General features: G+C 53.7%; 6 protein-coding genes. 4 read left to right on the plus strand and 2 right to left on the minus strand.

All coding sequences use genetic code 11. From position 1 onward, the window contains the following. Nucleotides 1–97 precede the first annotated feature (97 nt). A complete protein-coding gene (locus FYZ48_RS26135) occupies nt 98–1,537 on the minus strand; it encodes a S41 family peptidase (RefSeq protein WP_149345466.1) in 1,440 nt (479 codons plus the stop codon). A 257-nt stretch (nt 1,538–1,794) separates the two neighbouring features. On the opposite strand from FYZ48_RS26135, the gene FYZ48_RS26140 reads away from it, so the two are divergent. Genes FYZ48_RS26140 through FYZ48_RS26150 form a run of 3 tightly spaced genes read left to right on the plus strand, consistent with a single transcriptional unit; the run spans nt 1,795 to nt 9,910 of the window. Next, the gene (locus tag FYZ48_RS26140; protein ID WP_149345467.1) at nt 1,795–5,199 is read left to right on the plus strand and encodes a PD-(D/E)XK nuclease family protein; all 3,405 of its coding nucleotides are present in this window, start codon (nt 1,795–1,797) and stop codon (nt 5,197–5,199) included. An 8-nt stretch (nt 5,200–5,207) separates the two neighbouring features. After that, nucleotides 5,208–8,729, plus strand: coding sequence for a UvrD-helicase domain-containing protein (locus tag FYZ48_RS26145; RefSeq protein WP_149345468.1), 3,522 nt, complete (start codon nt 5,208–5,210; stop codon nt 8,727–8,729). An 8-nt stretch (nt 8,730–8,737) separates the two neighbouring features. Next, nucleotides 8,738–9,910 (plus strand): class I SAM-dependent methyltransferase, encoded by a 1,173-nt coding sequence (locus tag FYZ48_RS26150; protein WP_149345469.1) that lies wholly within the window; start codon nt 8,738–8,740, stop codon nt 9,908–9,910. A gap of 92 nt (nt 9,911–10,002) precedes the next feature. Here the strand turns inward: FYZ48_RS26150 and FYZ48_RS26155 are convergent, their stop codons facing one another. Then, complete coding sequence (locus FYZ48_RS26155; protein ID WP_145039234.1) at nt 10,003–10,506, minus strand: hypothetical protein; 504 nt, start codon at nt 10,504–10,506, stop codon at nt 10,003–10,005. Between the two features lie 394 nt (nt 10,507–10,900). On the opposite strand from FYZ48_RS26155, the gene FYZ48_RS26160 reads away from it, so the two are divergent. Continuing rightward, complete coding sequence (locus tag FYZ48_RS26160) at nt 10,901–12,100, plus strand: Gfo/Idh/MocA family protein (protein ID WP_187782230.1); 1,200 nt, start codon at nt 10,901–10,903, stop codon at nt 12,098–12,100. Nucleotides 12,101–12,131: the final 31 nt, after the last annotated feature.

Here is a 12,131-nt window from a genome sequence, read left to right on the forward strand (position 1 = left end):
GATAATGAAAAAAGAAAGCGACTGTTGGAGATAACAGGCTCCGCGAGTCGCTTTCCGCTGTGTCAGTGTAACTCTGTCAGAATACTGTCAGAGGAGATCAGGTGGTCCGGATGACCAGCGTATTTCCTGCCGGCCCGGGAGCGGCAGCTGCTTTTTTGGCCGGCTTCTCTTCTTTGGCTTCGGGTTTCTTTTCAGCCTTTTTGTCGGCATCCTTGTCAGCTGGTTTATTTTTACCGCTCAGCTGTTCCTTGATGTAGTCCATCGCCAGGTCCAACTGCTTGTCTTTGAATTCGGTATCCAGTTTAGCAGTGTGATCCAGAATATCCCGTTTGCGGCGGTATTCGGTCAGCGCTTCGAGCTCATCATCGGTCAGTCGCAGGCGATAACCTTCGTCCGGAGTCACTCCCCAGACATCGGTATCTTTGGCTCCTGGGAAACGGTGAATGTTTTTCCCACTGGGACGATGGTAGCTGGCGGTAGTCAATTTCAGAGCACTGTCGCCCTCTTCAAGTTCGATGACGTTCTGAACGCTGCCTTTTCCCCAGGTACGCTCACCAATGATCACAGCACGTTTGTGGTCCTGCAGGCAGGCCGAAACGATTTCACTGGCTGAGGCAGAATAGCGATTCACCAGAATCGCCATTGGAAAGTCTTTGAAAGTTCCCTTAGAGGTGGCTTCCCATTTCCGGTTCCGGCTGTTGCGGCCTTCCGTACTGACAATTTTACCGGACTCGATGAACATGTCCGAGATTTCAGTTGCTTGCGAAAGCAGACCGCCCGGATTGAAACGCAGATCGAGGATCAGTCCTTTCATGCCCTGCTTGCGCAGATCTTCGATGGCAGACCGCAGTTCTTCTGCACTATGACGGCTGAAGTGAGTGAGTCTGATGTAACCAATTTTGGCTTTCTTGTCATACATATAATCCCAGGCGTCATCGTCTTTGTAGGTATCCCCCAGGACAGTAGCGACATGAATGATTTCCCGTTCCACTGTCACGGGAATTACTTTGTCGGTGCCTTTATGAATTACGGACATCTTCACCTTTTCCCCTTCGCGACCTTTGAGAATTTTGATCGCCTGGGAAAGTGTGAAACCCTTGGTGGACTTGCCTTCAATCGAATCGATGATGTCGCCGGCCCGAATCCCGGCTTTGTAAGCGGGGGTACCAGGCAGCGGAGTCATGACGGTCAGTCGGTTGTTCTGATCGTCAATGTGCACCTGGATGCCGATCCCGCCGAACTCCTGTTCGACCACCTGGTTGAAGCGGGAGAGATCATCGGGGCTGATGTAGCTGGAGTACTGATCCAGTTCCTGAACCATGCCTCGAATGGCCGCTTCGAGGAGCACCCGGCGGTCGATGTCTTTCACATAATTACGTTCAATCTGCTCGTAAGTGTCTGCAAACAGCTTCATCATCTGGTAGTAATCTTCGTCTTTTTCCTTCTCTTTTTCATCAGCGTAAGAGAGGGACTGGAAAGGGGACGAGACCATCAGAGCAAGTAAGAGGCACAAACTGATCAAGCGGAATTTTGGCATGGACGATTCCTTATGAGAATTACAGAACACAACTCAAACCGGGCAGAAATAAAGATTTCAGGAATGGGGAATGTGTTTTGTCGGGTGTCGTAACGCGGCGGATCTTTATTTGCTTCTCTATTAGTGTAGGCGATCTGGAAACCAGTGGCAAGATTTGCTCTGGATACATTGCCCCGAAAACCCTATTCCACGGGAAAACCGACTGAAATTGAATTCTGGAGTTCAGCAGGATACATTGCAGGGGAAATCTCTGTGAAATGAAAGCTTGTTTCCACCAGGCAACTCCGATGCAACCCGAAGTACAAATCCTGACAGGAACCGCTGGTTCCGGCAAAACAGACCATCTGCTGGATGAGTACCGGCGTGCACTGCAGGCAGGGCTGGAACGTCAGCGTCCCGGAGCCACGCTCTGGCTTTCCCCCACAATACGTTCCCGTCGACAGGTGCTTGACCGTCTGCCGGGACCACAACTCCCCATCTGTTTTGCTCCGAATGTTTATACGTTTGAGGCTTTTGCCGAAACCATACTGAAGTCGCTGGACGAACCGGTACAGACGCTGCCCGAGATCTCCAAAAGGTATCTGTTGCGGAGCATCGTGGATGACCTGATCGCCGCTGGACAGATTCATTATTTCAGTTCAATCGCTGGTTCATCCGGATTTCTGGATCTGATTTCGAGTTTTATTTCAGAACTGAAACGGGAGGAAATCTGGCCGGAGGAATTCTCGACAGCCTGTGACCGCATCGGATCCGATTCCGAGCAGAAAGACCGGGAACTCGCCCAGATTTACAACCGATACCAGGTCGCATTACACGAAATGCGGCGTTACGATTCGGAAGGGCGTTTCTGGTCCGCGCGCACCGCGTTGCAGGACGAAATGTGGGGCCCGTTTGGCGAATTCGATCTGATTGTCCTGGACGGCTTTGCCGATTTCACGCACACGCAGTATGAAATTCTGGAAGTGCTGGCGACACGCACGGAAAAACTCTGTATTTCGCTTCCGCTGGAACAGGAATCGCGGCGAGGCGACCTGTTCGCCAAATCGGTGACCGCCCTTCGGATTCTGGAAGAACGTTTGCCGGGCCGGATCAGTGTCGTCTCTTTTGACCAGCCCGAAGCAGGAAATGCCCGAAATCAGATCAGTCAGCAACTGTTTGCGAATCCGCGAGAGATCGTTCCCTTTCCGGAAACGGGGCAACTTAAAGTGCTCGCGGTCGCCGGTCAGCGAAATGAACTGGAGGTGCTGGCCGGGGAAATCAAAGGGCTGTTGAGACAGGGAGTGTTGCCAGAAGAAATCACGCTCGCGTTCCGCTCCACACTGGAATATGGTGACCTGATCGACGAAACCCTGGAAGCGGCAGGGATTCCCTATTTTGTGGGACAGGAGCAGGCATTCTCCCGTTTTCCCATCGTGCGGACCATCTTTGCCTTCCTGCAACTCGAAATTGAAAACTGGTCGTTTGACAGCCTGATGTCAGTCCTGGATTCGAGTTACTTTGCTCCTCAATGGCCCGAGTATCAGGGGGGAGCCGCGGTTCGTGCGTTGTCCCGCGTGCTGAGGCAGCTCAAAATTGACTCGGGTAAAGTGGATTTAATCCATGCTCTGGAAAACGAAAGTCGCAAAGCGGCGGAGCTCAGTGCCCGTTTTCCTGACCGTCCCGAGCGTAAGGCTGCCGCCCGCGAATTGAATACCGCTTTGAAGCTGGCGCAACGACTTCACCGGGAAACCCAGCGGCTGGAAGGTCGGGAACTGTTTGTCACCTGGATTGAAATTCTGATTTCCATCGCGAATGAATTTGGTCTGCCAGCAACCTGGGCCGACGCTGATCCGGAGCATGATCCACTGGCAAAACGTGACAAGCAGGTCTGGGAACGATTTCAGCAGTTACTGTTTCATGCGGTTGCTGAGGTCGAACGGATTGAACAGTTCCATCAGAAAGAAGCTCAGCCCCTGGACCTGTCCGGATTTCGCAGTCTGCTGCTGGACCTGCTCGAACAACAGACGATCTCTCTACAGCCGGAGGAAACGGGCCGGGTTAAAGTACTCGATGCATCGCAGCTGAGAAACTTAAACATCCCCTACCTGTTGGTAGGCGGCTTGAGCGAAGCCAGTTTCCCGCGAGGACATCGCGAAGACTGCCTGTACGGTGAAAAAGACCGGGGTGAATTGAACCAGCAGGGGCTTTCACTCAAACTGCATGCGAACCAGCAGCAGGAAGAAATGCTGCTCTTCTACGAGGTAATGACGCGGTTCACCCGGAAGCTGATTCTCAGCTATCCGGCAATCAGTGCCACGGGGCAACCGCTGTTTCCCAGTCCCTATCTGACCACTCTGATTGATCTGTTTGATCCTCAAACTCTGCAGGTACAACAGGCGGGGGAACTCAACCCGCTACCACGTCCCGAGCAGACTCTCTCCCGTCGCGATTTGAGAGTACTGGCCATTGATCAGCTGAAACATAACCGGCCGGGGGTCTTTCTGAATGCAGTCCAGGATCCGGAATTACAGGCAACGATCCGGAATATTCTCGCGGCCACCGAAATGGCGGTAGCACGCTTTGAACAACCGGGCTTTACGGAATTTGAAGGCATACTGACATCCCCCGCCAGTCGACGGGCCATTCATGCACGTTTCCCCACGGAATATGAATTCAGCACCACCCAGCTTGAACTGTACCTGGCCTGTCCTTATCAGTTCTTTGCTCAGAGTGTGCTGGGCATTGAAGTCCCCGAGCCGCCCGAGCTGCGGACCAACTATCTGGAACGCGGGATCCACGTGCACAGCATTTTGACCAGGCTGATTGAGCAACTGCAGGAGCAGGGGGGACGCGACCAGTTATACTCGGCAGAGCAGGTCGAGCAACTATTCCATGAACTGCTGGAGCAGCGGATCTCCGAGAATTTTGTGGGAACTCGGCTGCAGCAGGTGTTAACCAGAATCGAGAAACAGATCCTGGAAGACTGGGGCAGCTTTTTTGCCGAGCAGTCTGAGTCCTATGCCCGACTGTTTGAAGAACTCTGGGATCGTGTTCCGGCCGTGGTCGGCAGGGAGGTTCCCTTTGGTGAAGTACCCGGAGAACCCGATCCTAATCAACGGCGATATCAATACCTGACTCTCGGTGAAGGCGCGAGAGAAACCCGCATACGGGGTCAGATCGACCGGATCGATGTGGGCAGTATCAACGGACAGAAATACTTCAACATCATCGATTACAAAACGGGGCGGTCGGTACCCTCGGCGAAGGAGATCCGTTCCGGGAAAAAACTGCAGTTGGCCTTGTATCTCATCGCGGCCCGGCGGCTGGAAATGATCGACGCAGATGCCGAACCGTTCCACCTGGGATACTGGAAAATTCAGGAGACCGGATTCGTGATGCCCCTGCATTCGTATCGTAGAAAGCAGATCGACCCTCTGTCTGGTGAAGACCTGGAGTTACTGGAAACCACCCTGGATGGATTGGTTCCACATCTGGCAGACCTGATTCGCCAGGGGATCTTTCCTGTGCAGGTTGATCCCGGGGTAGCGCACCTGGATCCAGCGTTTCAGTCGGTTTGTCGGATTTCGCAGGTGGAAAGCTATCGTGAGAGTCTCGGTAAGGAGATTGACCTGCTTCACGTCCCGGGACCCGACGATGAGTCCAATTCAACAGAGGAAGCCTGACCCAGATCATGTCGCAACAACCCACTTACACCGAGCAGCAGGCAGCAGCGATCTATCCGCGTGATGTCTCGATTGCGCTCTCTGCGGGAGCCGGTTGCGGTAAGACATTTGTTCTGACGCAGCGGTTTCTCAAGTTAATCGAGCCCGGCAGTCCTCCCGATCGATTGAGCCATATCGTCGCGATTACCTTCACCGAACGGGCGGCCCGTGAGATGCGGGATCGGGTTCGTGAAACCTGCCTGGAGCAACTCCGCAGTTGTCCCCCGGAAGAAGTCGGACACTGGCAAACCGTCATCCGGGGGCTGGACTCTGCGCGGATCAGCACGATTCATTCTTTCTGCACATCAATCCTGCGGACACACGCTGTCAGTGCCCGCCTCGATCCCCATTTCGGGCTCCTGGAACAGGGAACCAGTGACGCCTTCTTACGGAAGGTAGTCCGTGAAGCGATTCACGATCTGTTACAGGAGGAAGACGAAGACTGTCTGGAACTGGTTTACCGCTATGGACTGGAACGAACTTATGAACTGTTCATCTCCCTGGTCCCTCAGCAGTTTCGGATTGAATTCGAGCAGTTTTCAGATCTGTCAGAGGAACAGCTGGCAGGCCGTATGCGGAAATTCTGGGTTGATTCTTATATTCCCATGCAACTGGCGGAAATCGCGAATGCGGAAAGCACCCGGTTTTTGCTCAGACTGATGGCGGCCCAGGATCCTGTGAATAAAAAGATGCGGGACCGGTTTCAGGTCCTCACATCGCGACTTCCCGAACTGCTGGAAGGAGCAGAACACAACCGTGCGGTTCTGCTGGGGACTTTGATTGAGCACGCCAAAGTACAGGGCGCAGGGACGAAGAAAGACTGGGATGACCTGGATGTTTATGAGCAGATTAAAGACGGGTTTACCGAGCTCAGAAAATCGCTCACGAAGGTTTATGAAATTCTCTCACCTGATCCGGCTGCCTTTTTACAGGCGGCTGAATATAGTCTGCGAGTCTTAAGAGTCACAGAGTTCGTTGCCGGTCGATACCAGGAGAGTAAAGCGGAAAAAGGGCTACTGGACTTTGACGACCTGCTGCTGCAGACCCGCGACCTGTTTCGGCGCGATCCACAGGCAAAGCAGAGGGCGGCAGCGGGAATCGAGTTCCTGATGGTGGATGAGTTTCAGGATACCGACCCCGTTCAGAGTGAAATCGTGCGTGCCTTGTGTGGAAAAGAACTGCTCACAGGCAAGCTCTTTCTGGTGGGGGATGCGAAGCAGTCGATTTACCGTTTCAGACGCGCGGATCCCGAAGTCTTTCATCAGCTGCGTCAGGAGATTCCGGAGCAGGGCCGTTTGCCGCTGAGCGTCAATTTCCGCAGTCAACCAGCCATTTTGAATTTCACCAACTGCCTGTTTGCCTCTGCAATGGAGCAGTATTATGAGCCGTTGACTCCCTTTGACGAGGAACAGCACTCTCCGACGCCGGCAATCGAATTTCTGTTCGCTGCTCCCGACGATCCGGAGATCAAGGGGGCCGAGGCGCTCCGCGAGACGGAAGCGGACTGGATCGCAGCCCGGGTACGCCAGCTGCTGGAAGACGAGACTCCCCGGATCTGGGCCAAAAACCGTCAGACCGGCCAGCGCGAACTGAGACGCGTAGAGCCGGGGGATATCTGTATTCTGTTTCGGGCTCTGTCGAATGTGGCCCTGTATGAGAAAGCATTTCAGCAGCAGGATCTGGACTATTACCTGGTTGGCGGACGCGCGTTTTACGCGCAGCAGGAAATCTACGATCTGAGTAATCTGTGCCAGTACCTGGATAACGCCGATGATGAACTGAGTCTCCTGGGCGTTTTACGCTCTCCTTTCTTCAGTCTGTCTGATGATACGCTGTATACGATTGTAAGAAACGCAGACAGTCTGACTCGTGCGATGCAGGTTGAGCCGCCCGAAGAGCTCCGGCCTGAGCAGCACCGCCAGGTGCGTTATGCCCAAAGCGTGCTGCAGGAACTGAGAGCAAAAAAAGATCGTCTCTCACTGGTGGAACTGTTGAATCTGGCCCTGGAGCGAACCGGCTACGATGCCGCTTTGATGAACGAGTTTCTGGGAGACCGCAAGCTCGCTAACCTGAGGAAGCTGATTGAGCTGGCTCGTAATTTTGAAGGGACCGGCCTGTTTACGCTGAAAGATTTCGTGCAGCGAATTCGTGATTCCATTCTGGAAGAGAGCAAGGAAGAACTGGCGGCGACATTACCTGAAACCAGTGATGTCGTCCGCCTGATGACGATCCACCAGTCAAAAGGTCTGGAATTCCCCGTAGTGATTCTGGCTGACATGGACCGAAAGCCCGCACCGGGAGGAACCGCTCCCTTTCTGCATCCGGAATGGGGAGGCTTGCTCAACCTGCCCGCCGAACGGGGAACGGCTCCGGACAATTTTGCTTTTAAAATGCACCGGGGACTGGAACAGCGGGCCGACGAGGAAGAGACCGTGCGTCTGCTCTATGTCGCCGTAACCCGGGCGGCAGATTATCTGATACTGTCTGCAGGCTTACCATATGATCGCAAAATTGAGTCACCCTGGATGAAGCTGCTGGCCCGGCATTTTGATCTCACCACAGGCGCCCCCGCGATCGATCCCTATCTGGGTAAACTGACGCTGGGTGATGTTGCCCCCGACCAGATTCCCGCGATTCGTGTTCATCATGAGATGCCTCAGCCGCTCACGCGACCGGAGAAGAAACAGCGAGAATTGAAACCCAGTCAGTTCGTCGCCGCACTGGAACAGGGGACTCCCGAACCATTTCCGGAATCTTATGGCGTGATTGCTCCACGACCGGGGGCGCTGTCGCATGTGAGTGTTTCTCAACTGGAAGTGATTGACGCTGAACTGCAACACCTGCTGGAACCGGAAGTGGACCAGGTGCCGATAAACGAGGTGCTGTCGGCGGACGAGGCGACACAACTGGGAACAATCACACACGCAGTCATCGAACGGCTGGAACCGGAGAAGCCCGAACAGGCACCGCGGATCGTCGCTGCCGTCCTCGCAGAACAACCACCTCAGGTACGAGAGAAACTGCAACCACTGGTAGAACGCCAGATATCCGCCTGGTATGCCTCGGAGTTATGTCAGACTCTGAAACAGACGCGGGTGCATTATCGGGAACTCGATTTTTTGTTGCACTGGCCCCCCGGAGCCGAGGTGGATAGCGATCAGGCGGTGACAGTCACAGGCAGCATTGATGCGCTCGTTCAAACCGAGTCGGGGGACTGGATGCTGTTTGATTACAAAACCGGTTCCCGAATGGCACGAATGAGTGCAGAACAGCTGATCGCAGAGTATGAATTCCAATTAGGAGTCTATACACTGGCCGTAGAACAGCTACTGGGGGCCAGACCCGCTTCTATTGGTCTGGCAGTCGTTCAGGACTCCGTGCGGTATATCGAATGTGATCTGGACGCGGACCGGCTGGAGCAGATCTCCCGCCGGTTGACACAGGCTGTTTCCAGTTTGCTTCAACCTTCAGCAGCGGCAGAAAGTCGTTAACCAGTTCCATGTCCAGCGAGTCCCACTCCGAGCTTGAATGTTTCAGGCAGTTACAGCAGTCCCCGGAAATTTTTGAGCTGATCGCCTCCCACTCCGGGACCGAATTTCAGTTACAGAAACAACTGCGCGAACAGTATCCCGAAGATGTTGTGCGTGCCGCATTGACGCTGGCAGAACTGCGGATGCGCGGGCGGGCCAAGTTCTCTCGCGCAGACCAGATGTGGTTCGACAGAAAGAGCCTGGAACAGGCCACACCTGAAGCGGTTTCGAATTACAAAGCAGCGCGGTTTTCCGGTTCTGTCTATGATTTCTGTTGTGGAATGGGCGGGGATCTGGTTGCCCTGGCGCAACATGCCCGGGTAACGGGGGTTGATCTGGAACCGGTTCTGTGCCAGTTTGCCCGCTGGAACAGTGAAGTTTATGAGGTAGCGGACCAGGTGACTGTGATCAATCAGCCTCTGGAAGAGGTGAAAGATCGAGAGGGACTGCTGCATATTGATCCGGATCGTAGACCCCACTCCGGCGGGAAAGTGATTCGCATTGAAGATTATCGACCCGATCTGGAAACATTGCTGGGGCTGATCCAGGAATTTTCCGGCGGGGCCATCAAGCTCAGCCCCGCCAGTAATTTTGCGGGAAAATTTCCCGGGAGCGAGACCGAACTGATCAGCCTGAATGGGGAGTGTAAAGAAGCAACCGTCTGGTTCGGCAGTCTGGCAGGAGAATCGGAATTTCGGGCCACCGCGATTTCAAAATCAGGTGAGGTCGCCAGTATCGCCGGTCATCCGATGGATGCGTTTTGCAGCGTCATTCCACCGGGGGGATATCTGTATGATCCCGATCCGGCAGTCGTCCGCTCCGGCCTCCTGGATGTGGCAGCGGCGGAAAGTGATTTGAACCGTCTTGATGCGGAAGAAGAATATCTCACATCTTCCGAACCGGTAGACTCTCCCTTTTTCAGACGCTTCCGGATTCTGGATGAACTGTCGAATCAGGATCGTGACCTGAAAAAGTATTTTCGCTCAGCCGACTTTGGCCAGTTGGAAATCAAATGCCGTCGAATTCCTGTTCCCATCGAAGCACTCCGTCGCAAATTATCACTTAAGGGAAAAGCGGCAGGTGTTCTGGTGATTGCCCGACTGGATGGCAAATCTCGAGCTCTGGTCTGCGAACGAGAGTAGGTTCAAACAGGCTTTTGAGCGTGTGACGCGCATAAAAAAAACGAGAGCCGGTGAAAGGCTCTCGTTGTATTCTGATTTCGTCGTTGTTCAGATTACTGTGCCTGACGGAACTGGAACCGGTCCATCGGCAGCAACTGCTGCGGCGCAGAAGGGGCATTGTTGAACACGAACGAGAAAGCGTAGCAGATCACCATCCCGGAGGACATTTCTGCAACATACAGTCCGCCGTCGGCGAACTGGGCGCGTCCCTGAGCGGGTAAATTCACATCACCGGAAACAATCACGTAATGTGGTTTTGCTGTCGGATCGACGTTGAAGTCAGCGGCCAGATTCCGGAAGTAAGCGTGAGTGAACTTTCCAGAGCGAGAGTTCAAGACTGCTCCCTGCAGACGTCCGGTGAGGAAGTCGAGGACGAATACGCCTTCCGCGTTACCGTTGCGTGTGGGGACTGTTGTAATTGCAAAGCGATCCCCATCCCGGTCAGTCGCGACGGCCATGGCTGGCTCATGCGGCCAGAAATAGGACATGCACAGGCCACAGATAACTCCAACCGTCAGCCACAGAAAGCGACGTTCCCCGTATTGTTTCTTAACCACAATTGCCTCCCCATGTGTGTTTGAACTCGGGATTCCGGTGCAGCCCGACGCACGAGTCCCTCATTAAATGCAAAAACAGGTACCAGACTATTCGGCGTACCGACTGTTCTGGTCTGAACTAAATACAGTTATCTGAAATTGTATCCAAGAGTCCCGCATTCTGCCAGACATGATTGCTGTGAAAGCTGAGATGGAAACGGGATGTGAATTTACGGGGTCTGGCTTGAAAATACGCCCTGAAAATCACTTTGGTTGTAATTCCGAACCGTCAAAAGTATGCTGCTTTGTACGTAGCTGGTCAGTTCGACTGGTGGGATTCAACATTTCGCAGCTCAACTCTAACTCGTCTTATTGCACGGGTCTGGAATGAATCAACAAGGGGAGGAATGCTTCAATGGAAACAATGAACGGTCAACTCAATCGTAAATTACGAATGGCACTTGTTGGCGGGGGCCAGGGTTCGTTTATCGGCCGTGTGCATTCCATTGCTGCCTGTCTGGATAACCGGGCCGAGCTGGTAGCGGGGGCCTTGTCCTCCAATCCGGAGAAAGCGAAAGCATCGGCGCCTGCTTATGACATTCCTCCCGAACGGGCTTACGGATCAATTGAAGAACTGATTGAGAAAGAGTCCGCTTTGCCCGAAGATCAGCGGATCGATTTCATCAGCATCGCCACCCCGAACTTTACACATTTTCCCATCGCTAAGGCAGCTGTGGAAGCGGGTTTCAATGTGATCTGCGATAAGCCAATGACCTTTGACCTGGCCCAGGCAGAAGAATTAAAAAGCCTGGTTGAAAAGTCGGGTGTCGTCTTTGCCGTCAGCCATAATTACACCGGATACCCGCTGGTTCGGATGGCACGGGAGATGATCCTGAACGGAGAATTTGGTGAAATTCAGGCCGTTCGTTCGAACTACATTCAGGGTTGGTTGCGGAAACGCCTGGAGGAAGAAGATCAGAAACAGGCTGCCTGGCGTACCGACCCCTCAAAATCCGGGGCTGCTGGGGCCTTTGGTGATATCGCCACTCATGCCTATAACCTGGGACGCTACATGACCGGACTTTTGCCGGATGAGATCTCCTGTAACCTCAAAATTTTCGCCCCCGGTCGTCAGCTGGATGATTACGGTCATGCTGTGATCCGGTTCCAGAACGGAGCTCTGGGAACCGTTACCGCCAGCCAGATTTCGCATGGTCGCGAGAACGATCTGTTCATTGAAATCGACGGCACCAAAGGCGCACTGTCCTGGAGACAGGAAGAGCCTAACCAGATGATCGTCCGTCGTAACGGTCAGCCACATGCGATTTACACTCGTGATCCCAATGCTCCGTTCATGAACGAAAGCGGAGCAGCTGCCTGCCGATTGCCGGCCGGACACCCGGAAGCTTTCTTCGAAGCATTTGCCAATATCTATCGCTCCGCTTTTGACGCCATGATCAGTCGGATTACGGGCGAATCCTTCGAACCGAAAAATACGATCTATCCCAACGTTTATGATGGGGTGGAAGGAATGTTCTTTATTGAGCAGTCTGTGGCCAGCAGCAAGGAAAACGGAGCCTGGCTACCGTTCAACTGCGATTGCGCTCGCAGCTAAACCCGATAAAATAATCGGGATGAAAACCACT

Source organism: Gimesia chilikensis, assembly GCF_008329715.1.
GTDB classification, from domain to species: Bacteria; Planctomycetota; Planctomycetia; order Planctomycetales; family Planctomycetaceae; genus Gimesia; species Gimesia chilikensis.